Here is a 26,402-nt window from a genome sequence, read left to right as displayed (position 1 = left end):
CGCATGGGCGATACCCTGCGGATCGAGCAAGCCCCGCTGACCGATGATGACCTTGCGCTGCTGCGCCGATGCAGCCGGGGCAAGGGGCTGGCCGCCGTATTCGGCCTGATCGTGTTCCTGCTGCTGGCCTGCACGGTGCTGACGATCTTCGGGCTGGCATTGTCCGACTGGCGCTCGCTGCGCGCTGGCGATGGCCTGATGCTGCTGCTGATCGGCGCCGGGGTGGGCGCGGCGGCTTTTTTCTTCGGACGCCGGCTGTTGCGACTGCCGCGCGCCTGGCGCAGCATCGATCGCGCGCTCCGGGGGCGCGTGCCCAAGCAGATCCTGTCGGGTCACCTCACCGGCTTCGGGCCGGCCGGGCGGCCGGGCGTCAGCTATGCGTTTGGCGAGCAGCGCGTGGAAGTGGCGGTGCCGTTCTGGAACGAGGGCGCCGGCGATACCCGCAGCGGCGCCCGGCCGCACGCCGCGGTGGCGCTGACGGACCTGCCGGTGCGCCTGCACGTGCTGACGCTGATGCCGGATGCGCCGGGGCTGCTGCTGCGGGTGGACTATCCCATGAGCGGCCAGGCCTGGACGTCCGTCGAGGAGATCAGCGACGCCGACCGCGCCAACGCGCGCCGCGAGGAACTGGGCGTGCGCAAGTTCTTTTTCGTGGCAGCGCTGGCGCCGCTGGCCGCGAGTTTCTTTTTACTGCCCTTGATCCTGCTGGCGATGGTTTTCGTGCTGCTGGGATGGGTGCTTGGCATGCGCAGCCCGCGGCTCAAGCGCGCGCACTGCAAGCATGGCGTGCGCGGCGTGGTCGAGGAGGCGGTGACGTATCGCCAGCGCACGCCGAATTCGCCCACGGTGTCGCTGATCCCGAACTATCGTGTGGGCGGCGTGATGTATCGGGTCTATCATCTCGGGCCGGTCGCGGCGCCGGGCCAGCGGGTCGAGTTCGAGTATGTCGACGCCGGCTTGCTGGGGCAGCGCGAGCTGTCCTTCCGCATCGAAGACCAGCCCCCGATGACGTTGTGACGGCGCGTTGCGCGAGCCGCGCGACGAGGCTGCGTCCGTTGCCCCACCTTCGTTGACCACCAAGAGGAGTGCTGTGTGTCCCAACCGATCGATGTGTCCGGCCAACCCGCGGGTTCGGTGACGGGGGATGGCCGCTACCTGCTGGGCCTGACCGGGCCGGGCAGTCACGTGCTCGTCAGGGAGCCGGGGCGCGGCAACCTGATCATCGGGCCGGCCAGCATGGGCGCGAAGGCGGATCTGCATGTGGCGTCCGACGACGTGATCCTCTGGCCGGCGTTCGAGCCGTTCGCCACGCCCGCCGGCTCGCCCTGGCCGCGCCATATCGATTACCACGGCAATGACAGCGGCTTTGTGGGCTGGTCGGCGCAACGCGCGATCGAGCAGTTCTCCTGGGCGCCGGCGTTTGCCGATGCGCGCCGGATCGACGCGCGCCCGGCCAGGATCCAGATGCTCCAGATCCGCCTGGCGGCGGTATCGGACCACCTGGACATCGTGTTGCCCAGGGACACGCGCCTGGGCCTGCATGGCGATCTGGCGCGGATTACCGTGTCGGGCGCGCTGCCGGACCTGCTGTCGCTGCATCCCGCGTTGGGGCGGCGGCCCGGCCTGGCGCCGTATGCCTTGCCCGACCTGGGCGCGCTGCAGGGCGTGTCGACCCTGGCGCTGTATGGCGAGCCGGTGGCGCAGGCGATTTCGCTGCGGGGGATCGAGCGCTTTGCCGCGCTGGAACACCTTTCGCTATGGGGCGCTTTCATCGATTGGGACGCGCTGGCCCGGCTGCCCGGCCTGAAGAGCCTGGAGATCCGCCATGCTCCCGACCTGGAAGGCCTGCCGGCGCTGGCCACCTGGCCGTCGCTGGAACGGTTCATCGGCTTCAACATCGATGACGCCGGAGGCAAGTGGCTGAAGGCGCAGATGAAGGCGCGGGAGAAGCTGCGGCCGTGGGCCGGCTATAGCTCGGTCAGCAAGCTGCGCAAGCCGGATTGGTGGCAAACCGAGTATGGCCGACCTTTTTCCGCCTGGAGCGGCCGCATGGCGAAAGCGGCCAATACCGCGTACGACGCCGCCCGCCAGGCGCTTGAAGGGGCGGCCACGGTCGATGCGGCGCGAGCCGCCATCGAGGTGTTCGCGCGCCATTTCAACGGCATGAAGGGCATCGAGACCGCCGAGCGCGAGGACATCGGCGAAGCCGTGTGGCAGTTCAGCCAGCTGGCGCGGGTGGTCGAGCTGGGCGTGACCGAAGCGCAGGCGCAGCGCTGGTTTGACGAAGCGCGGGATTACTGACCGCTCAGTGCGTCGCCGCCACGCCTTCCAGTTGCGCCGCGGGCAATAGCGCGAACATCGCCTTCATCTGGCGCGCTTCCTCGCCCGGGCTGCGGCCGAACAGGCGCTTGAACTCGCGGTTGAACTGCGACGCGCTTTCGTAGCCCACGCGCGTCGAGGCCGCGGCGGCGGTGAGGTTGTCGCGGATCATCAGCAGGCGCGCCTGGTGCAGCCGGATGGACTTGATGTACTGGATGGGCGAGGTGCCGGCGATGGTCTTGAAGTGCGCGTGGAAGGCGGGCGCGCTCAGGCCGGCCTCGCGCGCCAGGGTCGCCACTTCCATGGGCTGGCTGTAGTCATCGTGGATGCGGCGCAGCGCGCGCGAGATGCGGCCGAAGTTGCCCTGGCTGGCCAGCGCGGCGCGGATTGCGCCGCCTTGTTCGCCCACCAGCACGCGAAAGCACAGCTCCCGCACGATTGCCGGCCCGAGCACCCTGGCTTCGAGCGGCGAGGCCAGCGCCCGCAGCAGTCGCAAGGTGGCATCGGCCAGCGTGGGATCGAGCGGGGTGGACGTGATGCCGGTGGGGGCGGGCGCGGCCGGCCCGTCGTGGCCGTCAAGCGACAGCACCAGGTCGGCCAGGGTGGTCGGATCGAGCCGCAACTGGATCGCCAGCAGGGGTTCCTCGGGCGTGGCGTCGGTCTCGGTGGAGAAGGGCAGCGGCACGGACAGCACCAGGTAATGCTGCGCGTCGTAACGATAGACCTTGTCGGCCAGGTAGCCGCGCTTGCTGCCCTGGCACACGATGACGATGCTGGGTTCGTACAGCACCGGCGTGCGGCCGAGCGGCTGGTTGGCGCGCATGAAGCGCACGCCGTCCAGGCGCGACAGGGTGTAGCCCTCGTGCGGGGCGAGCCGGTCGAGCAGGGCGGTCATCTGGTCATGGAGGGCTTGCGGTGCCGTCATTGCGCTATCGCTTGGGTAAGAGTCTTAGGCATCATTTTGCTCCTGATTCGTCAAAGAATATGGCGTTCGAGTAGGAATAGGCAATGATCCAATAGCGCTGTGCCTATCCGCTCCGCCCGCCCGCGCCTAGCATCTGTCCTGTCATCCGACCAAACCGGGAGTACAGGAATGCAAGACACTCAACGCAACACTCAGCGCAATCAAACGTGGTTCATCACCGGCGCCGCGCGCGGCATCGGGCTTTCCCTGGCGCGCCAATTGCTGGCGCGCGGCGACAACGTGGCGGCCACGTCGCGCACGCTGGCCAGCCTGCGCCAGGCGCTGGGCCAGGACAATCCGCGCCTGCTGGCGCTGGAGGTCGACCTGGTGTCCGAGGCCAGTGTCCAGGCCGCGATCGAGCGCGCCATCGCCACGTTCGGCCGCATCGACTGCGTGGTCAACAACGCCGGCTATGGCCAGCAGGGCACGCTCGAGGCGCTGGACGACGACGAGGTGCGGCGCAATGTCGAAGTGAATCTGTTCGCGCCCTTGCACGTGCTGCGCCACGCGCTGCCGCAACTGCGCAGACAGCGCGGCGGGCATGTCTTCAACGTCGCGTCCATCGCCGGATTCCAGGGCGGCTATGCGGGCTGGGGCAGCTACGTGGCGACCAAGTTCGCGCTGGCCGGCCTGACCGAGACCCTGGCCGCCGAGGGCGCGGAGGTGGGCATCAAGGCCACCGTGGTGTACCCGGGACCGGTGCGCACGGACTTCCTGAACGACAACAGCCTGGTCATCGCCCGGCGCAGCATCGCCGACTACACCGCGGCCCAGGCATCGCTGGACCTGCATCGCGACGGCATGAACGGCAAGCAGGCGGGCGACCCGGAACGGCTGGCCGCGCTGATCTTGCGGGTGGCCGGCATGGCCGAGCCGCCGTTGCATCTGTTCGTGGGCAGGATCGCCCACGATTTCGCGCAGCAGAAGCTGGCGCAGGTGCGCAGGGATATCGAGGCGTGGCGCGAGGCGGGCGAGGCGACGGACTTCGCGTGACCCCGCGTCAAGGGCGCGGCGTCGTCATCGCCGGCTCGATTTGGGGCCCGCGCCCGACGCCAGGACTTCGTCGGCAATCTCCGACAGCGGCATTTCCCTGAACGCCTGCAGCAAGGCCAGCTCCGCGGACGCCAGCGCGGCGCGAAGACGCCGGTTCACCGCCGCTTCCACGGGGCACGCCGCATTGTCCTGCGCCGGTCCCAAGGCGAACAGCGTGGCGTGCGCGATGGCGTCGCATACATCGCCGACGGTCAGGCGATCCAGTTCGCAGGCCAGCGTCCAGCCGCCGCCCGGACCGCCGGTGGAGGTGACGAAGCCGGCATCGCGCAACACACTCATCGTGCGGCGCGCGAAGACGGGGTTGGTGTGCAGCATCTGGCCGATGGTCTGCGATGTGGTGGCGCCGCCGCGCAAATGCATGTGGACCAGGACGTGCAGCAGGCGCGCCAGGCGGGTGTCTCGTTGCATGGAACCCCAGTTTGAAAATGTGCAACTTTTGATGTTACTCTTTTGGCCAGAGATTGTGTAATCCCTTGCCATCGAGAGCCCGCATGCTTGAACCCCGCCAACGTTTTATCGAGACCAATGGCATCCGCCTTCACGTGGTGGAGCAGGGCGCCGGCCCCTTGGTGATCCTGTGCCACGGTTTTCCCGAGACCGCGCATGCGTGGCGGCACCAGCTCGAAGCGCTGGCGCAGGCGGGCTATCGCGCCGTTGCGCCGGATTTGCGCGGCTACGGCGCCAGCGACTGCCCGGCTGACGCGGGGCAGTACACGGCGCTGGACGTGATCGGCGATCTGGTCGGGTTGCTCGACGCCCTGGGGGAGCGGCAGGCCGTGCTGGTCGGCAACGACTGGGGCGCGTCGATCGCATGGCAGGCGGCGCAGGTCCGGCCCGACCGGTTCCGCGCGGTGGCGGCGCTGGGGGTGCCGATGATGGGACGCGCGCCCATGGCGCCCAGCCGGCTGTTTCCTCAGAACGAACAGGCGTGGTTCTACACGCACTATTTCTCGGCGCCGGGCGTGGCCGAAGCGGAGTTCGAGCGCGATATCCCGGCGACGTTGCGCAAGATCTACTTCTGCGCCTCCGGGGCGATGGGACCGCGCGATGGTGGCACGCCCAATCCGTTCGGCATGGTGCCGCGGGGAGGCGGGCTGCTGGACTCGCTGACAGACCCGACGGCCTTGCCGCCCTGGCTCGGCGCGGCGGATCTGGAGCGATTTGTCCAGGCCTACACGCGGTCGGGGTTTCGGGGCGGCCTGAATTACTACCGCAACCTGGATGGCAACTGGCAAGCGCAAGCGGCCTTCGCGGGGTTGCGCATCGAGGTGCCGGCGCTGTATCTCGTCGGTGAATACGACACGGGTCTGGCGATTCCGGGAATGCGGCAGATCATCGACGCCATGCCCCTGCTGGCGCCGGACCTGCGTGGTTCGCAGGTGATTGCGCAGGCGGGGCACTGGCTGCAGCAGGAGGCGCCCGACGCCGTCAATGCGGCCCTGGTGGCATTCCTGCGGGCATTGTGACCTGACGGCCCCGGGGCGCGGGAACGCATTGCATCGCTTTTCGCTTCAGCCGGCCGGCCGCCGCTGCGCCATATACCTGCCCGGCGAGGTGCCCAGGGCCTTGCGGAACATCGTCACGAAGCCGCCAGCGCTTTCATAGCCAAGGTCGTCGGCCACCTGTTGCACCGACATGCCGGTGCTGAGCCATTTCACGGCCAGCATCAGGTGCAACTGCTGGCGCCAGCGGCCGAAGCTCATGCCGGTCTGCTGCATCAGCAGCCGCGCCAGCGTGCGTTCGCTCAGGCCGACGCGCCGCGCCCAGCCCTGCATGGTGCCGCGTTCGCGCGGCTCGGTCATGAGGGCGTCGACGATCTTGCGCAGGCGCCGGTCGGTGGGCATGGGCAGTTGCAGCGTGCCCAGGGGCGCGGCCGCCAGTTCGTCCAGCAGCAGGGTCACCAGATGCGCGGCGGGGCCGTCGTCCGGATACAGCAGGGGCAGGCTGGCCGAGCGGACCACCAGTTCGCGCAGCAGGGCCGTGGTGGTGACGGCGCAGCAGGCAGCGGGCAGCGCCGAGGCGGCGGCCGGTTCGATGAAGGCGACGTAGACCTCGATCGTGCCGGCCGCGGTGATCTTGTGCAGCAGGTCGCCCGGCACCCACAGGGCGCTCTGCGGCGGCACGATCCACAGGCTGCCGGCGATCTCGCAGGTCAGCACGCCGCGCAGCAACAGCAGCAGCTGGCCCTTGCGGTGGCGGTGGAAGTCCTTTTCGATCCGGTCCAGGCCATGCTCGTCGAGGTCGGCCAGATCGATGCCGGCCGCGCCGACGGTCACGACCGGGCGCGGCACGAGGTCGGGGTCGAACCATTGGACGGGATCGACCAGGTTGGTCAGCACGGGCATGGCGGGGCGCCGGAGCCGAGGGCGCCGGCAGGTTGGCAGGATTATGGAATTTGATGGCGTAGTTTACCAATGCTGCCAGGTACGAGGCTTCCTACCATGACGGTACGGCTGGCGCTGGGCCGCCGCACCCCAACAGGACGACTCATGAATGCACTCGATAGCGACCGCGTCGCGCAGACCCTGCGGCGCCTTTTCCAGGAGGCGGCCGAGGCCGACCGGGGCCTGATGGATCAGTTCGGCGCGAATCCGGACGAGGACGCCGGGCAGATGTACGCGCAAGCCATCGCCAGTACGCTGGCCGATGAGCGGCGCGACCTGCGCGCCGTGTATCGCGGCTATGCCGGCAATTTCCTCAACGTTTCGGCGGCCTATGGTCGCTTTCTCTACCAATGCGCGCGCAGTCGCCGCGCCACGCGCATCGTCGAGTTCGGCACCTCGATGGGCGTGTCGACGATCCATCTGGCCGCGGCGCTGCGCGACATGGGCGGCGGACAATTGATCGGCACCGAACTGGAGCCGGCCAAGGCGGAGCGGGCGCGGGCCAACCTGCTGGCGGCGGGGCTGGCGGAAGGGGTCGAGATCCGCGTCGGCGATGCCCGCGAGACGCTGGCCGATGTCGGCGGCCCGATCGACCTGGTGTTGCTGGACGGCGCGATCAGCCTCTATCTGCCGGTGCTCAGGCTGCTCGAGCCGCGCTTGAAGCCGGGTACGCCGATCCTGGCCGAGAATGCGTGGGACCACGACAACGAGTACCTCGACTACGTGCGCGATCCGGCCAATGGATACGTGTCGCAACCGCTGGAGATCGACCCGGGCCGTGGCAACGAATTCACGGTGTATGCAGGATGACCGCCATGACCGATCCGAGGCCGGAGCCAGGCCGGGTCAGCCGCCTGCTGACCCGGCTATTCATGACGCGCGCGCGGGTGGCGCGGGCCGAGACGCCGGCGCTGGGCTTTCGCTTGATCACGCTGGAAAGCCCGGCGTTTCGTGAAGCGTCGTGGCGGCCGGGGCAGAAGGTGCAGATCGCGATGGGTTCGGCGTTCGTGGCCCGCACCTATTCGCCGATCGAATGGGATGCGGTGGCCGGGCGCACGCGGCTGCTGGTGTGCTGCCACGGCGGCGGACCGGGCAGCGCATGGGCGCGGCAGGTGACGCCGGGCGACGAATGCGACGTCTTCGGTCCGCGCGCCTCGCTCGATCCGGGCCGCGTGCAGGGACGTTGCGTGCTGCTTGGCGACGAGACTTCGCTTGGCCTGGCATACGCGATCAGCCGCCACTTTGCCGCCGACGCGCCGCATTGCCTGCTCGAAGTGGCGGCGCTGGCCGAGGCGCGGGCGGTGTCGAGACGGCTCGGGCTGGAGGCGGTCGAACTGTTCGAACGTTGCGGCGACGACGGGCAACTGGACGCGATCGCGCGCCGCCTGCCCGTGCTTGCCGGCGCCGACCGCGGCTACATCCTGACAGGCAGGGCGCCGTCGATCCAGCGGCTGCGCCGGACCTTGGCCGCGCAGGGCGTGCCGGGCGCGCGCATCATGGCCAAGGCCTATTGGGCGCCCGGCAAGCGCGGCCTGGACTGACTGGCGCGGCATGCCGGGCCCGCTCCGGGCGGGGGAAGGCGGCTGGCTGACACGGCGCCGGCGCGGGGCGGCACGTGGACGGTGTCGATGTCACTAGCGTTCAAGACGCCGGCGTACGCATGGCCAATACTCGATCTCCCATCAGGATCGAAGAGGCTTTTTCCATGATCGAGGTCATCCACGCCCATCCGGCGTCGCTTTCGCACGGGCGCCCGGCGCCGGCCGAGGCGCAGCCGGCCTTGCATCCGGACCGGATGCGGCTGCTTGCCCGGCAGTTCGCCGACGAGCCGGCCTATCGCCACGTCGGCCTGTGCCTGGAGGATCTGGCGCGCGGGCGCTGCCAGGCATCGGCCAGGATCGTGCCCGCCCTGCTGCATCACCGCGGCGCGGTGCAGGGCGGCATCGTCGCCATGGTGGCGGATGCCACGGCGGGCTATGCGGCGCTGACGCTGATCGACGGCGGCGCCGGCCAGGAGGGCGACGATATGGCGACGCTGGAATTCAAGACTGCGTTCCTGCTGCCCGCCGCGGGCGATACGATCCGTTGCGTGGCGCAGGTGGTGTCGCACAGCAAGAGCATCGCGTTTTTCGACGCCCAGGTGTACGTGGTGGAGCGCGGCGAAACCCGCCTGTGCGCCCAGGCCTCGCTGACCTTCAAGCGACTGCGCCCGCGCCGCTGACGCGCGATGCAGGGCGGGCGGGGGCGCCGTGGGCCCCGGCGTTTTTTCACTTGTTTTCACATATCTCGTACAAAGCGCGGCGGAATGCCGCCGGTTTTGTGCGTAAGCTGCCGGTGCCCGCTCCCCGTCCAACGCCATGCTCAAATTCATCCTGCGTCTCTTTGTCGTGGCCGTCATCAGCCTGACGGCGGCTTTCCAGGTCGTCGACAAGGGACTCGTCACGCTGTTTTCGCCCAGGCTGGACGATCTGGCGGAACGCTCGATACGCGGCCAGGTGCATGCCCTGCACAAAGAGCTGGATCCAGTGGCGCCGCAGGCGCGCGAAGCCTTCCTGCGCGAGGAATTGCTGCCGCACTATGGCGCCGACCTGCGCCTGTTGCCCTGGGAGGCGGTGCGCCCGGACGAGCGCGAACGCCAGCAGATGGAGCAGGCCGGCTTCATCATGCGCGATGAATACAACACCTACCTGATCCCGCTGCCGGGCGCGCCGCGGCAATGGCTGGAACTGCGCCTGCCGGGCGACGGCATGCTGGACAAGCTGATGACGTGGGGCGCCTGGACCATGCTGACCCTGATCATGGCGACGGCGTTCCTGTTGCTGTGGGCGCTGCCGGTCTGGCGCGACCTGGACACCTTGCGCAATGCCGCGCTCGGCATGGGCCAGGGCGATCTCGGCAGGCGGGTGCGCCTGTCGCGGGTCTCGGGCATCCGCCACGTCGGCGAGAGTTTCAACCACATGGCCGAGCGCATTTCGGCGCTGATCGACAACCAGCGCAGCCTGACCAACGCGGTCTCGCACGAGTTGCGCACGCCGCTGGCGCGGCTGTCGTTCGAGCTCGACATCGTCGACCGCGGCAAGCTGCGTTCCCGCCACCGCCAGACTTTCCAGGACATGCGCGCCGACATCGCCGAGCTGGAAAGCATGGTGGGCGAACTGCTGATCTATGCGCGCCTGGAGCGGCCCAACGAAGAGGCCACCCAGCTGGACACGGTGGATGCGCGCGATTGGCTGGGCGAAGCGCTGGCCCAGATCGAGCACCAGGCCGAGGCGCGGCAGGTGCGTTGCAGCGTGCGCGATGGCCATCCGCCGCACGTGAGCCTGCACCCGCGCAACATGACGCGGGCGTTGTCGAACCTGGTGCAGAACGCCGTGCGCTATGCGCGCGAGCGGGTCGAGGTGGCGCTGTTGCCCACCTGTGACGGCGGATTCGAGTTGATCGTCGACGACGACGGCCCCGGCATCCCGCCCACGGACCGGGAGCGGGTATTCGAACCGTTCATCCGGCTGGACGAAAGCCGCGACCGGGGCACCGGCGGCGCCGGCCTGGGCCTGGCGATCGTGCAGCGCGTGGCGGCCAGCCACGGGGGCAGCATCCGTGTGTGCGACAGCCCGCTGGGCGGCGCCCGTTTCGTCCTCAGGTGGCCGGACACGGCGGGGGCGGGCGACACGGTACGGACGCTGGCCTGCCACGCGTGAGCGAAGCTGGCTGCGGCGATCGAGGCGCCAGGCCTTCAAGCGCGGGGTGACTCGGCCTGATGACGGTCGTGGACCGCTGACGCGCAGTCCGATTTTGCGACGCGCTTCCTGGTCGTCCCGCGCGGGTCAGGCGCGCCCGGCGCGCAGCCATCGTTCCAATGAAAACCGCGTGTCGTGGCTGCCTGCGCGAGCGGATCGGCCGTCGTTGCCGTCCACCGCGTGTTCTTGACATCGCCGGGTCGTTCCACATAATCCAGGGCGATTCTCGTTGTTATTTGTGGATAGCCTTCGAATGCCAGAATTCATGGCCGCACGAGTGCGGACCTCTGCGGTGCAAGCGTCTTCGGCGCAAACATCTTCGGTGCCAACATCTTCGATCGTCCCGACGCCTCGGGCCGATTTGCGGGCAAGCCGCGGGCAGGCGGGAGGGGGGAGCTGTTCAACCCCGTTCCTCACTTTCCGGAGCTTTCCATGAAGAAGACCCTATCCCTGGCGATCGCGGCCCTGTGCCTGACCGCCACCGCGCAAGCCCATCAAGTCTGGATCGAGCAGTCCGGCGGCAAGTCCGCCATTGCGCGTTTCGGCGAGTTCGCCGAGAACCTGCGCGAGGCCTCGCCTGGCTACCTGGATGGCTTCGGCAAGATGTCGGCGAGCCTGGTCTCGGCCAAGGGCGAATCGCCGTTGACGGTCACCAAGACCGCCGATGGCTTCACGCTGTCGGGCAAGGCCAGCGGCAACGAGAGCCTGGTGCTGGATAGCCCCATGGACACGTTGCGCAAGTTCAAGCATGGCGGTGAATCGATAAATGCCTGGTTCCACATGAGCGCGCGCTATGTCGCCAACCCGTCCGCCGCGGTGGCGCCCAAGCTGACGCTGGATATCGTGCCAACCGGCCAGGCAGGTGAATTCCAGGTGGTGCTGAAAGGCCAGCCCTTGCCCAAGGCCAAGCTGGTCGCGATGGTGGATTCCGGTTGGGAAAAAACGGCCTACACTGACGCGCAAGGCAAGGCGCGCTTCGACCTGCCGTGGAAGGCGCAATACGTCCTGCGCACCATGCATATCGACAAGACGCCGGGCGAGCGGCAGGGCGCCAAGGGGGCCGAGCCTTACGATGCCGTCGGCTACGTGGCAACCCTGACCTTCGTCAAGCCTGATGGCGTCATGCCGCTGCCCGCCGGCCCGGTGGTGCCGCCCAACAAGCTGCCCGCGGCAGCGCCGGCGTCCGCGCCCGCCAAGTAGGGCTGGCCGTCGGTCCGGCGCCGCCAGGCGCGGCCCGGACCGTATCGCGGCGGTCGCCCGCCGCGATCCCATTGATCGTTACCGAGAAGGACAAGGACATGAATATCGGGGAACTGGCCAAGCGCACCGGACTGACCCCGTCGCGTATCCGCTTCTATGAAAGCGCGGGGCTGCTGCAGACGGTGGCCCGCCGGCCCAACGGCTACCGCACGTTTTCTCCCGAGGCGATGCTGGCGCTGGAACTGATCACCACCGCGCAGCAGGTCGGTTTCAGCCTGGACGAGATCCGCGTGCTGCTGCCTGCGACGGGCGACGACTGGAATCATGACGCGCTGCTGGCCGCCCTGCGGCGCAAGGTGGGCGAGATCGAATCGCTGGAGGCGCGGCTGGCCCGTAGCAAGGCCCAACTGATGGGCTTGATGCGGGATGTCGAATCCAGGCCCGGAGATGCCGACAACCTGTCCGACGCCCGGCGCGTGCTGTCGCGCGTGCTGAGCAAGCTGGACTAGTGCGCTGTGCGAGGCGCTTTCAGCGCGCGCAGGCCTAGGCCACGGGACCGGCGACGTCCGGCGGCTGGCGCGGCCGGCCCGCCTCGATATCGAAATCGCGCGTCAACGCCGCGCCGGCATCGGCGAAGCGCGCCACCAGGAAGTCCAGCAACCGCCGCACCCGCGGCGCCATGTAGCGGGTGCCGTGGAATACGGCATGCACGCCATCCTCGCTTACCCGATAGTCGGGCAGCAGCACCTTCAGGCGCCCGGCGCGCAGGTCGTCGGCGGCATCCCAGATGGTCTTGCGCGCAATGCCATGGCCGGCGATGGCCCATTGGCGCGCCAGCGCGCCGTCGTTGGTTTCCCACGCGCGCTCCAGCGGCACGGTGAAGCTGGCCGCGGTTTCGTTCTTGATGAAATGGAACTGGTTGAGCGGACCGGCGGCGGTGACCAGCACGATGAAATCGTGCCGCGCCAGGTCTTCGGGCGTGCGCGGCGCGCCACGCCGGGCGATGTAGTCGGGCGAGGCGCACAGCACTCGCCAGTTGGGGGCGAGATGGCGCGCGACCAGGGCGCCATCCTGCGGCCGTCCGAAACGGATCGCCAGGTCGATGTCGTCGTGCAGCAGGTTCGACAGCGAGTCCGACAGCGTCAGCGCGATCTTCAGGTCAGGGTGCGCCGCGCTGAATTCTTCCAGCCAGTCGTTCAGCAGGTTGCGGCCGAAGTCGGCCGACGCCGAAATCCGCAGCTTGCCGCGCACGGCCTGCTGGCCCGCCTGCAGCGCGGCCTCGGCATCGTCGATGGCGCGTAGCGCGATCTCGCAATGCGCCAGGTAGACACGGCCTTCCTCGGTCAGGCGCAACTGCCGGGTGCTGCGGTGAAACAGCCTGGCGCGCAGCGCGGATTCCAGCTTGATCAGCCGCGCGCTGGCCGCCGCGGCCGACAGCCCCAGCTTGCGGCCGGCCGCCGACAGGCTGCCTGCCGCCGCCGTTTCCACGAAAAGTCGCATGTCGCCCAATCTGTCGGTCGCCATTTGAAATCCAGATTTGAAGATCCTTCAAATTCTAGGCTAATTATCAAATTTGATGGTTAGCTCCAGACTGTCGCGTCTTTCATATGCAAGGAGCGCGACTCATGAGCGAGATGTCCGGATCGGCGGCGTTGGAGGGCAGCACCGCCAACCCCGCCACAGCCACCCCCACTACCGCACGGCTGCCGCTGGCGGGCCTGTTGGCCCTGACGATGTGCAGCTTCATCGCGACCGCCAACGAAAGCGTGCCCGCCGGCCTGTTGCCGCAGATGGCGCGCGACTTCGGCGTGTCGCAGGGCTGGGCGGGGCAGTTGGCGACCCTGTGCGCGCTGGGTTCGGGCCTGGCGGCGATTCCGCTGACCATCGCCATGCGCGGCTGGCGGCGGCGCGCCGCCTTGCTGCTGGCTGTGGGCGGGTTCCTGCTGTGCAACGCCATTACCGCGTGGTCGCCGTACTACGCGCTGACACTGGGCGCGCGCTTCATGGCGGGCATTGCGACGGGGCTGGCGTGGAGCCTGCTGGCGGGCTATGCGCGGCGCATGGTGGCGCCGGCCTTGCAGGGGCGCGCGATGGCGGTGGCGATGGTGGGGATTCCCCTGGCGCTGGCGCTAGGCGTGCCATTGAGCGCCTGGCTCGGCGCCCTGGCGGGATGGCGCGCGGTCTTTGGCGTGTTGTCGGGGATGAGCCTGGCGCTGATGTTGTGGGTGGCGCGGCGCGTGCCCGACTATCCCGGCCAGGCGGCGGCGCGGCGGATGCCGATGCGCCAGGTGTGGCGCACGCCGGGCGTGCGGCCGGTGCTGGCCGTGATCCTGACGTGGATCCTGGCGCACTACACGCTGTACACCTATATCGCGCCGCTGATGGCCGCGTTCGGACTGGCGGCGCGGGTCGATGCGGTCTTGCTGGTGTTCGGGGTGGCGTCATTGGGCGGCATCTGGATGACCGGCATGCTGGTCGATCGCGGACTGCGTCCGCTGGTGCTGGCCAGCCTGGCGCTGTTTGCGCTGGTGGCGCTGGCCCTGGGACACGGCGCAACGTCGACGGGCGCGGTGTTTGCCGCCATTGCACTGTGGGGGCTGAGCTTCGGCGGCGCGCCGACGCTGCTGCAGACCGCCCTGGCGGACGCTGCGGGCGACGGGGCCGACGTGGCGCAATCGATGCTGGTGACGGTGTTCAACCTGGCGTTCGCCGCCGGCGGCGCGATCGGCGGCGTGGTGCTGGAGACGGCGGGGGCGCCGGCCTTGCCGCGCACCATTGTGGTGTTGCTGGCGGTCGCGCTGGCCGTGGCCTGGCGGGCGCGCCACCATGGATTCGTGGCGGGCCGGCGGCGCGCGGCCTGACGCCGGCGGCCGTGTCAGGCCGCGGTGGCCGGCCGACCCAGCGCGGCGAAGGTGTCGCGCACGCAGTCGGCCATGCGCCGCGCCAGCGTGTTGACCGGGAAATGGTCGGAGGTGACGGCGTAGCTGTGGAATTCGACCTTTTCCGAAAAGCGGATTTCGCGCAGGTTGGCGATGCCCAGCGCGCGCGGCACCACGGGGTTGACGATGGAAACGCCCAGGCCCTTGGCGACCATGCCGCAGATGGTCGTGGCGTAGGGCGTTTCGATAGACAGCACGCGGGTGTCGTCGGGAAAGTGGCGGTCGATGGCGGCGCGGTTGAAGCTGCCGGCGGGCAGCGAGATGAAGTTCTCGTCGCGAAAGTCCGCGGGCGTCAATCGCCTCTTGCCGGCCAGCCTGTGGCCGCGCGGCACGATACCCACGCCATGGGCTGTGTTGATGCGCTCGTAGCGCAGGCCGGGCAGGTCGGTATGCAGCGAGCAGAAGCCGATGTCGCAGACGCCGGTGGCCAGCCATTTGGCGACCACGTCGGAGCCCCCGGTGTTGACCACCACGGGGATGTCCGAGAACTTCTGGCGGAGCAGCACGATGGCGTCCGGCAGCACGCACTGCGTGATGGAGCCCACCGCGCCAACCCGCAACAGGCCGGTGCCGCGTCGGCGGATGGAGCTGGCGCTGTCGTTGAGCGATTCCAGGCCGATGAAGGCGCGTTCGACGTCGGCGTAGAAAGCCTCGGCCTCGGGCGTGGGAATGATGCGGGTGCCGACCCGTTGGAACAACACGAAGCCCAGCGCTTTTTCCAGCAGCGCGATCCAGCGGCTGACGTTCGGCTGCGAGGTGTGCAGCAGTCCGGCCGCGGTGGTCATGGAGCGCGTCATCATGACCGCGCGGAAGGCTTCGACTTGCTTGAAATTCATGATTCAAATCATATCAGTTTTGTATGAGAAGTCGTAAATATCTGATTTGACGTATGAATTGGCCCGGCGGGAGACTACGGTTTTCAGCCCCTGTATCCCTGGACCGATATGGAATCCAAAGTCAGCGCCCGCCTCAAGCAACCCCTGGCCAAAGAGGTGCTCCAGCATATTTTCCTGCCGCGATTGAACCGCGAGTTCTTCGCCAACTTCGAGATGCTCACCCAGATCAACCTGGCGCACCTGTTGATGCTGCGCGAGCAGGGCATCCTCGATCACGACGCCGCACAGCGCCTGGCGCGGGCGCTGCTCAAGATGCAGGTCGACGGTCCGCACGCGGTGGAACTGGACCCGGCGCGCGAGGAAGCGTATTTCAACTACGAGGCGCACCTGATCAAGGCCGTTGGCCAGGAACTGGGCGGCCGCCTGCACACCGCGCGCAGCCGCAATGACATCGGCGCCACCATCGACCGCATGCGGGCGCGCGATTTCGCCGCCCGCATCGGCGCCGCGCTGATCGGCGTGGCGCGCGCCGCGCTGGCCCAGGCCGAACGCTATGCCGACTGGGTCATGCCGGGCTACACCCACATGCAGGCGGCGCAGCCCATCACCTACGGCTATTACCTGTCGGCGCTGGTCGATGCCTGGTCGCGCGATATCGGCCGGCTGGCGCACGCGCTGGAAACGGCGGACGCCTCGCCGCTGGGGGCCTGCGCGCTGGCGGGCACGTCGTTTCCGATCGACCGCGCCGCCACCAGCGCCATGCTCGGTTTCAGCGCGCCGCTGGCCAATGCGCTGGACGGGGTGGCGTCGCGCGACTTCGCGCTGGAGCTGAGCGCGACGCTGTCGATCATGATGGTCACCTGCAGCCGCATGGTGCAGGATTTCTATATCTGGTCCACGCCCGAGTTCGGCTACCTGTCGTTTCCGGACAGCATCGCCAGCACCTCCAGCATCATGCCGCAGAAGAAGAACCCGGCGGTGCTGGAATACCTGCGCGGCAAGACCGGGCACCTGATCGGCCTGACCGGCGCGGCGCTGTCCACGGTCAAGTCCACGCATTTCACTCACTCCGGCGACAGCAGCCGCGAAAGCACCCGTACCTGCTGGGAAGCGTGCGAGGAGGCGCTCAAGGCGCTGGAACTGATGCAGCTGCTGGTGGAGCAGGTCGAGCCGGACCGCGCGCGCATGGCGGCGCGCGCGGCGGACGATTTCTCGACCGTGACCGATCTGGCGGACCTGCTGGTGCGCAAGGCCGGCATGTCGTTCCGCGACGCGCACCACGTCATCGGCGCGGTGGTGCGGCAGGCCCTGGAGCAGGGGCTGCCGGCGCGCGCCATCACGCCGCCGATGATCTCGGCCGCGGCGCGGGAACAACTGGGCCGGCCGGTGGCGCTGGCGGCCGACGACGTCGCCGCCTGCCTCGATCCGGTGCGCAACGTGGCCGCGCGCCTGTCGCTCGGCGGGCCGGCGCCGCAATCGGTGCGCGCGCATCTGCGGGAGCAGCAGACCCTGCTGGACCTGCGCCAGGCCGCCATCGACGCCGCGCGCCAGCGTAGCGCTGCGGCGCACGCCGCGCTGCAGCGCCGCGTGGCGGCCCTGGTCGATACCGAAACCGGCGCGGCCACCTGAGACGCCGCGCCCATCACGCCGTATAAATCACACCAAGGGGAATACCGATATGTTCAAGGCAATACCGAAATTCGCCGTGGCGCTGGCCGCGGCCCTGTTTGCCAGCCCGGGCGCGCAGGCCGCGCAGGACTATCCAGGCAAGCCGATCACGATGGTGGTGCCGTTCGCGCCGGGCGGCACCGTCAACCTGATGGGGCGCCTGCTGGCCAACCGCATGTCCGAGGCGCTGGGGCAGACGGTGATCGTCGAGAACAAGCCCGGGGGCGGCGGCAGCATCGGCGCCAACTTCGTGGCCAAGGCGGCGCCGGACGGCTACACGCTGCTGCTGGCGACGATGGGGCAGCAGTCGATCCTGCCGCTGATATCGAAGAACCTGCCGTACAACGCCGACAAGGACTTCGCGCCGGTGGCGCTGTTCTCGACGGTGCCCAATGTGCTGGCGGTGTCCAGGGATGCGCCGGCCAGGACCGTGGCCGAGCTGGTGGCCTATGGCAAGGCCAATCCCGGCAAGTTGAACATGGCGTCCGCCGGCATCGGTTCGGTCAACCACCTGACCGGAGAGCTGTTCATGTTCCGCTCGGGCGCGCGCTTCGAGCACGTGCCGTATCGCGGCGCCGGACCGGCCACGTCGGACCTGCTGTCGGGACAGGTGCAGGTGCTGTTCGCCAACCTGCCCAATGTGCTGTCGTACGTGAAGTCGGGGCAGGTGCGGGTGCTGGCGGTGGCCAGCGACAAGCGCAGCGATGCCATCGCCGATATCCCGACCCTGGCCGAGGCCGGGGTCAAGGACGCGGTGGTGGAGTCCTGGTACGGGGTGATGGCGCCGGCAGGGACCGATCCGCAGGTGCTGCGCAAGTTGCAGGACACGATACTGGCCATCGCCAACGACAAGACGCTGGTGGGGCAGCTGGCCGAGCAGGGCGCGGTGCCGTATCCGGGCACGAGCGAGGACCTGGCCAGGTTGTCGGCCGAGGAAACCCGGCGCTGGAAGCAGATCATCGACAGCGCCAGGATCCAGCTGGATTGAGGCTTGGGCGGCCAAGGGGGCGGGCGCCGCCCCGGCCGCTACAGCGCCATCACCATTTCGTGCCAGGCCATGCCGCCATGGTCGGACGGCGACGGCCGCACGTAGCGGTAGCCGAGCTTGCGGTACAGCTCGACGTGGCGTTCCTTGCACATCAGGTGGATGGTCTGCTTGCCCTGGCGGCGGCAGTCGTCGATGAAGCGGTGCATCAAGCGCGCGGCATGGCCCTTGCCCTGGTGCGCCGGATCGACCACCACCGACATGATCACCACGTTGGGCGCGGCCGGGTCATGGCCGACCAATTCCTTGAAGGCCTCGTCCGACATGACCACGTCGTGGGCGCAGCCGCTGTTGATGAAGCCGACGATGGCGCCATCCTCCTCCAGCAGCAGGAAGCCCTGCGGATACTCGGCGATGCGGGTGGCGATCTTGGCGTGGGTGGCGGCCTCGTCGCCTTCGTAGGCGGTGCTTTCGATCGCGAAGCAGCGATCGGTGTCGGCCAGGGTGGGGGAACGGAAAGTCAGGGAAGGCATGGCGAAACGACAGCGGGGGATGACAGCGAAGCCGGTATGGTAGCTGTTCCGCGCGCGCCACACGGGTATTCCCGGAGGCCGCGCCGGACCGAACGGGCGTCCTGGGAGCCCCCCGGCGTTAAAAAAATGCGCATTCCCCGCGAAGGGGAATGCGCAAAGTCGCTGTGCGGCGCCGTGCCGGCCGGGCCGGCGCGGCGCCCCGCTTGCTTGCGGTACTTCGGCCCGAGTCCGCGTACGTCTTGCGGAATCTCCTGGCAAGCTTAGATACTGTTAGTCTCGTGGCTATACCGCGCGTCTCAGTTTTCCGGGGTCTGCCGGTTATTTACTTTTTGTCATACTTGACGCGCCCCGTCCGCGCCATCCGCGCGGCACCCATGCAAGCATGAACCCAAGTGCTTATCCGGCCGGCCAACCGCCGCGCATGCCTCCCGCCATCGCCCACCATCATTTCGACGTGGCGGCGCAGGCCCCCGAACGCCGCCTGCTGGCATGGCGCGACCAGGTCGGGCACGTGGTCGACGTGCTGCCCGACCGCGACGCGCTGCGCCAGCCTTTCAACGCGTCCATCGATCGCTACCGCATCGGCGGGCTGATGTTCACCGATTGCCGTTCCGACGCCCTGCGGCTGGAACGTTCGCTGGTGCGCATTTCACGCGACAACATCCGCGACTTCGCCTTCCATGTGTTCCTGGAAGGCGGGGTGGACGACGTGACGCTGCGCAACGCGCCGCGCCCGCCGGATGCGCGCGGCGCGGCGCGGGTGCTGGCGGTGGACCTGGGCCAGCCGGTGCGGCTGTGGCGCCACGCCTGTCGCATGTTGACCTTTTTCGTGCCGACGGAATTGGTGCAGGAGGTGTTTCCCGATCCGCAGGCGATCCACGGCCGCACGCTGCACGATGGCATGCCGCTGCTGCCGCTGGCGATCGGCCAGGTGGCGGCGCTGGGCCAAACGATGCGCGGCCTGGACGCGCGGCAAGCGCAGGCCGACATCATCACCTGCGTGCGGCTGCTGTTGGCCGCCTTCGGCAAGGACGCGCGCCTGGCTGGCAATGCGCGCGCGGCGGGGCGGGCGGCCATGGTCGCGGAGGTCCGGCGCTACGTGCAGGCCAATCTGCACCAGGCCGGGCTGACGCCGGAATCGGTGATCCAGGCGCTGCGCCTGCCGCGTCCCACGGTGTACCGCCTGTTCCAGCACGAAGGCGGGCTGGGGGCTTACATCCGCCAGCTGCGCCTGCGCCTGGCCGCCGAGGAACTGGCGCGCTACCCGCACCTGACGGTGATGGAAATCGCCTATGGGCTGGGGTTCGGCAGCGCATCGGACTTTGCCCGCGCGTTCCGCCGCGCCTACGACATGCCGCCGCAGGAATTCCGCGAACAGTCATGGCGCTGGCCCGGGCGGGCCGTCCCGCGCGCCTAGCCGCGGCGCGGCGTCAGGCCGCGCACACCTGCCGCACGCACTCGCGCAGCCCGGCTTTTTTTGGGGTTCCTGAGCGTGTCATGCTGACCACCACCTGGTTGCGTGCCCTCGGTGCGATCTCAGTCCTCATTCGCGGACAAGTTGAAGCCTTCGTCCAGCCATCCTGTAATCCCTCCGATCATGATCTTCACCGGTCGCCCCAGTTGAGCGAGGCGCAAGGCCGCACGTGTCGCGCCGTTACAGTGCGGGCCGGCGCAATACGTGACGAAGAGTGTGTCGGCCGGATAGTCCACCAGCTTCGATTCGACAATCTTGCCGTGAGGCAGATTGATCGCGCCCGACACATGGCCCTGCGAGAACAGGGCTGGACCCCGCACGTCGAGCAGGATAAAGCCGGGCGTGCCACTTGCGAGCGCGCTGGCGACGTCGGAGCAATCAGTTTCGAACTGAAGCGCAGCGCGGAAGTGGGAGAGTGCGGCGGCGGGGGCGGCGGCGGGGATGGCGGTGACAGCGTTGGTAGTCGACATTTTGATTAAGCCTGAGTGGATCGTCGGATGAAAATCGCCTGGGAAAAGGAATCCAGGAGACGCATTCTGGCGTCCACGGACCGTCCCGATAAGTGGCGCGATAGACAATATTCGGTAATATTGCGCCATGAAAAACCATCTCGTCGTTGCCCTCGCTTACGATCGGCTGTGCACTTTCGAGTTCGGGTGCGTGACTGAGCTGTTCGCGCTAGAACGCCCTGAGCTCGGTGTGGATTGGTACCGTTTTGCCGTTTGCGCGATCGAGCCTGGCCCGCTGCGGGCCGCGGGTGGAATCATGGTCGCCGCACCCTATTCGCTCAAAATGCTCGACATTGCGGACACGATCGTGGTGCCCGGGTGGCGCGATGCTGACGAATTGCCGCCCGAGCCGCTGCTGAAACGGCTTCGAAAGGCTCATCGGAGCGGGGCGCGGCTTTGCTCGATCTGTTCCGGCGTGTTCGTGCTGGCTGCCGCGGGTGTGCTGGACGGGAAGACGGTGACTACCCACTGGCGATATGCCGATATGCTGCGGCAGCGTTACCCGCAAGTGCGCGTCGAGCCAGATGCGCTATATGTCGACGAAGGCCAGGTCATTACCTCGGCCGGTTCCGCGGCCGGGCTGGATATGTTGCTTTATCTGGTGCGCAGGGATTATGGCGCGGCCGTGGCTAATCGGGTCGCGCAGCGACTTGTGGTGGCGCCGCATCGGGAGGGCGGACAGGCGCAGTTCGTGCCTCGCCCCGTGCCGCACGACGAGAGCGGGCGCCTGACAAAGTTGATGGACTGGATGCGTCAGCATTCCGCCTTGCCGCACACGTTGCGCTCGCTCGCGGAACGCGCGGCGATGAGTCCGCGCACACTGCAACGGCAATTCCACGACGCCACCGGCATGGCACCCTACGAATGGCTCGTGCGCGAGCGCGTGGCAGCAGCCCGTGAAATGCTGGAAGCGCAGACTCCCTTGCCAATCGGCCGCATTGCCGAATTGGCAGGTTTCGGCTCGGAAGAGTCGCTGCGCAGGCACTTCCGGCGTATCGCACTGACGAGTCCTACCGCCTACCGGGCAAAGTTCGGTCAGAGCGCGAGGTGATGCGCGCTCGTTCGTCTGGGGCCGTCTGCTGCTCAGCGTCCGACGAACACCGCATGCGCGTCGCGGCGCGTGGCGAGGGTAGGTAGATTGAGGGCGGCGATCCGCGAGCGCAGGGCCGCGGCGCGGCGTCAGGCCGCGCACACCTGCCGCACGCACTCGCGCAGCCAGCGGTGCGCGGGATCGGCATCCATGCGCGGATGCCACAGCATCGAGACGGTGAGGGCCGGCACCTCGACCGGCAGCGCGAAGCTGTGCATCCCGGCCCGCAGGTTGCCGGTATGGCGCTCGGGCACGCTGGCGATCAGGTCGGAACCGCGCGCCAGCGACAGGGCGTCGGAAAACCCGGCCACGATCACGGCGATCTCGCGCGCCAGGCCGAGCGCGCGCAGCCCCTCGTCGATCGGGCCTTTGTCGAGCCCGCGGCGCGAGACCAGCACGTGTTGGCCGGCGGCGTAGCGCGCCGCCGTGACCTTGCCACGGGCCAGCGGATGGCCGGCGCGCACCACGCCGATGAAGCGGTCGCGAAACAGCGCCCGGGTGCGGATCTCGGGACTGCTGGCGGCGCCGATCACGCCCGTCTCCAGGTCCACGCTGCCATCGCGCAGCGGCGCGCTGTCCTTGTCGGATTTCTGCACGAAGCGCAGCCGCACGCCGGGCGCTTCGCGCTGCGCGAGCGCGATCAGCGCCGGGCCGAAATACTCCACGAAGCCATCGCTGGTGCGCAGCGTGAAGTGGCGCGACAGCCGCGACGGGTCGAGCAGTTCGGCCGGACGCAGCACGCCTTGCGCCTCCTGCACCAGCCGGCTCACCTGTTCGCGCAGTTCCTGGGCGCGCGGCGTCGGCACCAGGCCGCGGCCGGCGCGCACCAGCAGCGGGTCGCCGGTGGTGTCGCGCAGGCGCGCCAGCGCCCGGCTCATTGCCGACGGGCTCAGGTGCAGGCGGCGCGCGGCGCGGGCGACGTTGCACTCGGTCAGCAGGACGTCGAGCGTGAGCAGCAGGTTCAGGTCGGGACGGGACATGGCGCGAACATAGCACGGCGTTGCCGTGAGATGGCGTCTGGTGCATGGATAAAGTGCAAATGCTGCGCCTTCCGCCATGCGTGGCGCGCGCCTACGCTGGGAGGCTTGCAACGGGTCAGGGGCCTCCTGGTGCGCCGCCCGTCTCCGATTCCCCTTTCGACCCGAGAGCCTCATGTCGCACGCTTTACCGAATCCCGCGCCGATGGTCGGCCGCCATGCCGCCTGGGCTGTGGCCGCGCTGGCGCTGTCCATGCTGCTGTCCTCGCTGGGAACCAGCAGCGCCAATGTCGCCCTGCCGACGCTGGCGCGGGCGCTGGACGCGTCCTTTTCGCAGGCGCAATGGATCGTGCTGGCCTACCTGCTGGCGATCACGTCCTGCGTGGTGGGGGCGGGCCGGCTGGGCGACGTGGCGGGCCGGCGTCGCCTGTTGTTGCTTGGCATCGCCGTATTCACGCTGGCGTCGCTGGCCTGCGGCATGGCCGACACCCTGTGGCAGCTGGTGGCGGCGCGTGTCGCGCAGGGCATGGGCGCGGCGGTGATGATGGCGCTGACCATGGCCTTTGTCGGCGACCTGCTGCCCAAGGGCGGCGCCGGCAGCGCCATGGGGCTGTTGGGCACGATGTCGGCGGTGGGCACGGCGCTGGGCCCGACGCTGGGCGGCGCCCTGATCGCAGGGCCGGGCTGGCGCGCCATCTTCCTGTTGAACCTGCCGCTGGGCCTGGCGGCGATGGGCCTGGCATACCGCCATCTGCCGGCGGACCGGCGGCGCGACGGGCCGCCGGCGCGTTTCGACCTGGCCGGCACGCTGCTGCTGGCGGCGGTGCTGGCCGCCTATGCGCTGTCCATGACGCTGGGGCGCGGCCGGTTCGGCATGCTCAATGCCGGCCTGCTGCTGGCGGCCCTGGTCGGCGGCCGGCTGTTCCTGTGGGTCGAGGCGCGGGCGCCGGCGCCGCTGCTGCGCCCGGCGCTGTTGCGGCGGCCGGGCCTGCGCGCCGGGTTGGCGACCAACGCGCTGGTGTCGACGGTGATGATGGCGACGCTGGTGGTGGGGCCGTTCTACCTGACGCAGGCGCTGGGACTGGGCGCGGCGGCGGCCGGGCTGGTGATGTCGGCGGGGCCGGTGGTCAGCGCGCTATGCGGCGTGCCGGCAGGGAGGCTGGTGGACCGCCTTGGCGCCGGCCGCGTCAGCCGCGCCGGGCTCGCCGCCGTCGCCATGGGCGCGGCGCTGTTGGCGGCCGTGCCCGTCGCGTTCGGCGCGGCCGGATACATCGTGCCCATTGCGCTATTGACGGCGGGCTACGCCTCGTTCCAGGCGGCCAACAACACCGCGGTCGTGGCGACCACCGGCGCGCAGCAGCGCGGCCTGGTGGCGGGCATGCTGAACCTGTCGCGCAATCTCGGGCTGGTGATCGGCGCTTCGGTGATGGGCGCGGTGTTCGCGCTGGGCGCGGGCGCGCCGGACCTGACGGCGGCGCCGGCGGCGGTGGCGCGGGGGATGGCGGTGACGTTCGGCGTGGCCGCGTTGCTGGGGGCGGGCGCGTGGCTGATCGCGTGGCGCGGCCGAGGGGGCTAGAGGCCCCGGGCAGACGGCGCTCAGGCGCGGGGGCGTTCGGGCAGGGACAGCAGCCGTTCGATGGCGGCATCGTCCACGGCCTCGGACGCGCCGTCATAGGTGTCGGCGTCGCGCAATGCCTGCGCAAACGCCAGGCCGGTGGCGTTCTCGATCCAGGCAAGGGGCCTTTGCTGCAACTTGAAGAGTTTGTCGAAGTGCAGCACCTCGAAGTCGATGCCATCCACCAGCTTTTCCTGTGACAGGCGCAAGCCGGTGGCGCGCAGCGCGCCCTGCGCGTCGAACCAGGCGACCACCTTGAAGCCGCTCAGCGCCACCTGAACCGAGTGGTAGACCGGATCGCCGGGCAGGAAGATCGGGCCGCTGAAGACGCAGATACGCGCGCTTTTGCCGCTTTCGCCTGCCACCCCCTGTTCCAGCAGCATCTGTTCGAGCCGGCCCCACTGGCCGTGGTATCCCATGATCGCGCGGTTGAACGCCGGCACCTGCGGCACCGCGTTGGCGTACGAGCAGGTCATGTCGGCCGCGGTCTTGGCGAAGGCCATCGTCGGGCCCCATTCGGCGTCCTCGCGGCGCGACAGGTGGCCACGGTCGAAGCCGCTCTTGGCGTACCAGGCATCGTCCAGTTGCGCGGCGTAGTCGATGCGGTTGTCGCGCAGCCAGCGATCCTTGCGGGTGCTGTCGTCCAGCTCGGCATAGCGCTGTTTGCCATTGACGTTGATGGCGCTCAGCACCGGCACGCGCCGCACGGCGTGGTGCAGCGTGCTGAAGTGGTGGTACTTCAGCACGAAGTCGCCGGGGGCGTCGCCGCGCCGCGCCAGCTTCTTGCGCAGGGCCGCATTGGGCGCGGGCAGTGGCAGGCGGATGCCCATGAATTCGTCGTCATAGCCGAGGCAGGCGGAGTAGTCCTGCTCGTCCTCGAGCTTCTTCTCGAAGGCCTGTGGACGGGCGGGGGCGTTGTCCGCCAGGGTCTGGATCGTGACGGGCGGGTCGGCGCTGATGCGCAGGCGGATCTCCAGCGGCGCCGGGCCTGGCGCGGCCGGCGCCGGGGGCGCGGGGGCCAGGCCCAGTTCCTGTGGATGCAGTTGCGGCAGGGCCGCGCGAGTGAAGGGCCGCGCGTTGGTATAGGCGGGGCTGCGCAAGGTCTGGATCAATGGGTGCTGGTCCACCTGGCTGGCGGGCGACAGCAGGTGGGCGACGATGGCGCTGACGCGGATGCCGCGGTTGCTCAGCCATACCAGGCGCGATTCGTCGACCCGGCCGTTCTCGACCGGGATGACCTGGCCGTCGCGGTCCAGGTAGTTGCCCGCGCCGTCCTGTTTGGCCACGCCGGCGCTGTGCAGCGCGATGACCTGCCATTCGTTGTTGAAGACCGCCGCGCCGCTGCTGCCGGGCGCGGTATCGCTCTGGTAGATCAGGACGTCGGCCAGGCTGTTGTCGACGATCTCGTTGTTGCGCAGCGCCACCTGTTTTTCGCGGCCGTCGGGGTGTTGCACGATGGTGGCGTAGTCGCCGGCGCCGGCCTTGCCGAGTGTGCCGTCCAGCACCAGGTAGCCCTGGTCGGCCAGGCGGCGTTGGCCGCTCACGTCCATGGACCGCACCGCCACCACGGCCAGGTCCAGCGCGGCATGGGTATGCAGGAAGGTCTCGGGATCGAGGGCATACGCCACGGGTTCCTGGCGGCGCCCGAGCAGGTCGTATTCGTAGCCGAACTCGATCGCCGCGTCTTCGGCGAAGGCGGCGAATTCGGCGGCGGTGGATACCGGGAAGACATGATGATTGGTGATCATCAGTTCCGGCGTCACCATGAAGCCGGTGGCGTAGGCGGTGCGCCGCGTGGTCCTGTCCAGGTAGCGGATGCGGCCGACCGAGGTTGCGTGCAGGTAGCCCGACAACAGGTAATTGCTGGGCAGCAGGTCGTTGCTGCCGATATAGCGCTCGAACGCCAGATCGGCGCTTTCGCGCGCGGTGGCGGCGATCATGGCGCGACGCCGCGCGAAATGCTCGGGGCCGTCCAGCTGGCGGGCGGATTCGGCAGCATTGCGCTGGCGTAGCGCGGTGATCTCGTCGGCCCGCTTGGGGAACGCGGCGACGGCCTTGGCGAGCAGTTCGATCGGCAGCTTCATGGCACCTCCGTCCAGGGGTGCGAAAAGGGTAGCGT

At 68.9% G+C, this 26,402-nt stretch carries 25 protein-coding genes; 16 read left to right on the top strand and 9 right to left on the bottom strand.

The window, feature by feature from the left end; translation table 11 throughout:
• The first annotated feature begins 3 nt into the window (after positions 1-3).
• Together ACUTAG_RS00935 and ACUTAG_RS00930 are read left to right on the top strand one after the other, a co-directional pair.
• On the top strand, positions 4-1,017 hold the full coding sequence (locus ACUTAG_RS00935; protein WP_054498783.1) for a hypothetical protein: 1,014 nt from the start codon (positions 4-6) through the stop codon (positions 1,015-1,017).
• 75 nt (positions 1,018-1,092) lie between these two features.
• Positions 1,093-2,301, top strand: coding sequence for a hypothetical protein (locus tag ACUTAG_RS00930; protein WP_446649932.1), 1,209 nt, complete (start codon positions 1,093-1,095; stop codon positions 2,299-2,301).
• A gap of 4 nt (positions 2,302-2,305) precedes the next feature.
• On the opposite strand, the gene ACUTAG_RS00925 is transcribed toward ACUTAG_RS00930, so the two are convergent.
• Positions 2,306-3,244 carry an AraC family transcriptional regulator gene (locus ACUTAG_RS00925; RefSeq protein ID WP_006387111.1) on the bottom strand — a complete coding sequence of 313 codons (939 nt, stop codon included), beginning with the start codon at positions 3,242-3,244 and terminating at the stop codon, positions 2,306-2,308.
• 168 nt (positions 3,245-3,412) lie between these two features.
• On the opposite strand from ACUTAG_RS00925, the gene ACUTAG_RS00920 reads away from it, so the two are divergent.
• Entirely contained in the window at positions 3,413-4,276 is an 864-nt protein-coding gene (locus ACUTAG_RS00920) for an SDR family oxidoreductase (RefSeq protein WP_006387112.1), read from the top strand.
• Between the two features lie 24 nt (positions 4,277-4,300).
• On the opposite strand, the gene ACUTAG_RS00915 is transcribed toward ACUTAG_RS00920, so the two are convergent.
• Complete coding sequence (locus ACUTAG_RS00915) at positions 4,301-4,744, bottom strand: RrF2 family transcriptional regulator (protein ID WP_148319489.1); 444 nt, start codon at positions 4,742-4,744, stop codon at positions 4,301-4,303.
• A gap of 83 nt (positions 4,745-4,827) precedes the next feature.
• Between ACUTAG_RS00915 and ACUTAG_RS00910 the strand changes: the two genes are divergently transcribed.
• On the top strand, positions 4,828-5,802 hold the full coding sequence (locus ACUTAG_RS00910; protein WP_054506310.1) for an alpha/beta fold hydrolase: 975 nt from the start codon (positions 4,828-4,830) through the stop codon (positions 5,800-5,802).
• Positions 5,803-5,847: 45 nt separating this feature from the next.
• Here ACUTAG_RS00910 and ACUTAG_RS00905 read toward each other — a convergent pair whose 3' ends face one another.
• On the bottom strand, positions 5,848-6,681 hold the full coding sequence (locus ACUTAG_RS00905) for an AraC family transcriptional regulator (RefSeq protein ID WP_054445057.1): 834 nt from the start codon (positions 6,679-6,681) through the stop codon (positions 5,848-5,850).
• A gap of 144 nt (positions 6,682-6,825) precedes the next feature.
• Between ACUTAG_RS00905 and ACUTAG_RS00900 the strand changes: the two genes are divergently transcribed.
• The 6 genes from ACUTAG_RS00900 to ACUTAG_RS00875 all read left to right on the top strand — a co-directional run bounded on the left by ACUTAG_RS00900 (position 6,826) and on the right by ACUTAG_RS00875 (position 12,166).
• A complete protein-coding gene (locus tag ACUTAG_RS00900; RefSeq protein ID WP_026382891.1) occupies positions 6,826-7,530 on the top strand; it encodes an O-methyltransferase in 705 nt (234 codons plus the stop codon).
• Positions 7,531-7,535: 5 nt separating this feature from the next.
• Positions 7,536-8,261, top strand: a complete 726-nt coding sequence (locus ACUTAG_RS00895) for a siderophore-interacting protein (protein ID WP_187378336.1) — start codon at positions 7,536-7,538, stop codon at positions 8,259-8,261.
• A 119-nt stretch (positions 8,262-8,380) separates the two neighbouring features.
• Positions 8,381-8,941, top strand: a complete 561-nt coding sequence (locus tag ACUTAG_RS00890) for a PaaI family thioesterase (RefSeq protein WP_148319493.1) — start codon at positions 8,381-8,383, stop codon at positions 8,939-8,941.
• Positions 8,942-9,077: 136 nt separating this feature from the next.
• Positions 9,078-10,418, top strand: a complete 1,341-nt coding sequence (locus tag ACUTAG_RS00885) for an ATP-binding protein (RefSeq protein ID WP_148319495.1) — start codon at positions 9,078-9,080, stop codon at positions 10,416-10,418.
• Between the two features lie 471 nt (positions 10,419-10,889).
• On the top strand, positions 10,890-11,657 hold the full coding sequence (locus ACUTAG_RS00880) for a hypothetical protein (RefSeq protein WP_020928129.1): 768 nt from the start codon (positions 10,890-10,892) through the stop codon (positions 11,655-11,657).
• Between the two features lie 98 nt (positions 11,658-11,755).
• A complete protein-coding gene (locus ACUTAG_RS00875; RefSeq protein WP_049052543.1) occupies positions 11,756-12,166 on the top strand; it encodes a MerR family transcriptional regulator in 411 nt (136 codons plus the stop codon).
• 34 nt (positions 12,167-12,200) lie between these two features.
• On the opposite strand, the gene ACUTAG_RS00870 is transcribed toward ACUTAG_RS00875, so the two are convergent.
• Complete coding sequence (locus tag ACUTAG_RS00870) at positions 12,201-13,181, bottom strand: LysR family transcriptional regulator (RefSeq protein WP_054436526.1); 981 nt, start codon at positions 13,179-13,181, stop codon at positions 12,201-12,203.
• A 110-nt stretch (positions 13,182-13,291) separates the two neighbouring features.
• Between ACUTAG_RS00870 and ACUTAG_RS00865 the strand changes: the two genes are divergently transcribed.
• The gene (locus ACUTAG_RS00865) at positions 13,292-14,518 is read left to right on the top strand and encodes an MFS transporter (protein ID WP_109842609.1); all 1,227 of its coding nucleotides are present in this window, start codon (positions 13,292-13,294) and stop codon (positions 14,516-14,518) included.
• Positions 14,519-14,532: 14 nt separating this feature from the next.
• On the opposite strand, the gene ACUTAG_RS00860 is transcribed toward ACUTAG_RS00865, so the two are convergent.
• Positions 14,533-15,432: a LysR substrate-binding domain-containing protein gene (locus ACUTAG_RS00860; protein ID WP_026382886.1), complete on the bottom strand. Its 900-nt coding sequence runs from the start codon at positions 15,430-15,432 to the stop codon at positions 14,533-14,535.
• A gap of 108 nt (positions 15,433-15,540) precedes the next feature.
• Between ACUTAG_RS00860 and argH the strand changes: the two genes are divergently transcribed.
• Entirely contained in the window at positions 15,541-17,061 is a 1,521-nt protein-coding gene (gene argH / locus ACUTAG_RS00855) for an argininosuccinate lyase (protein ID WP_020928124.1), read from the top strand.
• Positions 17,062-17,110: 49 nt separating this feature from the next.
• On the top strand, positions 17,111-18,088 hold the full coding sequence (locus ACUTAG_RS00850; RefSeq protein ID WP_148319497.1) for a Bug family tripartite tricarboxylate transporter substrate binding protein: 978 nt from the start codon (positions 17,111-17,113) through the stop codon (positions 18,086-18,088).
• A 38-nt stretch (positions 18,089-18,126) separates the two neighbouring features.
• Here ACUTAG_RS00850 and ACUTAG_RS00845 read toward each other — a convergent pair whose 3' ends face one another.
• Positions 18,127-18,618, bottom strand: a complete 492-nt coding sequence (locus tag ACUTAG_RS00845; RefSeq protein WP_006387124.1) for a GNAT family N-acetyltransferase — start codon at positions 18,616-18,618, stop codon at positions 18,127-18,129.
• A gap of 382 nt (positions 18,619-19,000) precedes the next feature.
• On the opposite strand from ACUTAG_RS00845, the gene ACUTAG_RS00840 reads away from it, so the two are divergent.
• Complete coding sequence (locus ACUTAG_RS00840) at positions 19,001-20,035, top strand: helix-turn-helix transcriptional regulator (RefSeq protein ID WP_148319499.1); 1,035 nt, start codon at positions 19,001-19,003, stop codon at positions 20,033-20,035.
• Between the two features lie 119 nt (positions 20,036-20,154).
• Here ACUTAG_RS00840 and ACUTAG_RS00835 read toward each other — a convergent pair whose 3' ends face one another.
• Positions 20,155-20,562 carry a rhodanese-like domain-containing protein gene (locus tag ACUTAG_RS00835; protein WP_006387128.1) on the bottom strand — a complete coding sequence of 136 codons (408 nt, stop codon included), beginning with the start codon at positions 20,560-20,562 and terminating at the stop codon, positions 20,155-20,157.
• A gap of 127 nt (positions 20,563-20,689) precedes the next feature.
• Between ACUTAG_RS00835 and ftrA the strand changes: the two genes are divergently transcribed.
• Complete coding sequence (gene ftrA, locus ACUTAG_RS00830; protein WP_006387130.1) at positions 20,690-21,652, top strand: transcriptional regulator FtrA; 963 nt, start codon at positions 20,690-20,692, stop codon at positions 21,650-21,652.
• Between the two features lie 128 nt (positions 21,653-21,780).
• On the opposite strand, the gene ACUTAG_RS00825 is transcribed toward ftrA, so the two are convergent.
• Complete coding sequence (locus ACUTAG_RS00825) at positions 21,781-22,671, bottom strand: LysR family transcriptional regulator (protein WP_020928117.1); 891 nt, start codon at positions 22,669-22,671, stop codon at positions 21,781-21,783.
• Between the two features lie 172 nt (positions 22,672-22,843).
• On the opposite strand from ACUTAG_RS00825, the gene ACUTAG_RS00820 reads away from it, so the two are divergent.
• The gene (locus ACUTAG_RS00820) at positions 22,844-24,244 is read left to right on the top strand and encodes an MFS transporter (RefSeq protein WP_148319501.1); all 1,401 of its coding nucleotides are present in this window, start codon (positions 22,844-22,846) and stop codon (positions 24,242-24,244) included.
• A gap of 20 nt (positions 24,245-24,264) precedes the next feature.
• On the opposite strand, the gene ACUTAG_RS00815 is transcribed toward ACUTAG_RS00820, so the two are convergent.
• Positions 24,265-26,367: a DNA/RNA non-specific endonuclease gene (locus ACUTAG_RS00815; RefSeq protein WP_054506314.1), complete on the bottom strand. Its 2,103-nt coding sequence runs from the start codon at positions 26,365-26,367 to the stop codon at positions 24,265-24,267.
• Positions 26,368-26,402 lie beyond the last annotated feature (35 nt).

Source organism: Achromobacter sp. CSND-B12 (genome assembly GCF_052906545.1).
The sequence above is the reverse complement of the archived record's forward strand: the minus strand, read 5'-3'. Positions and strand labels throughout refer to the sequence as shown.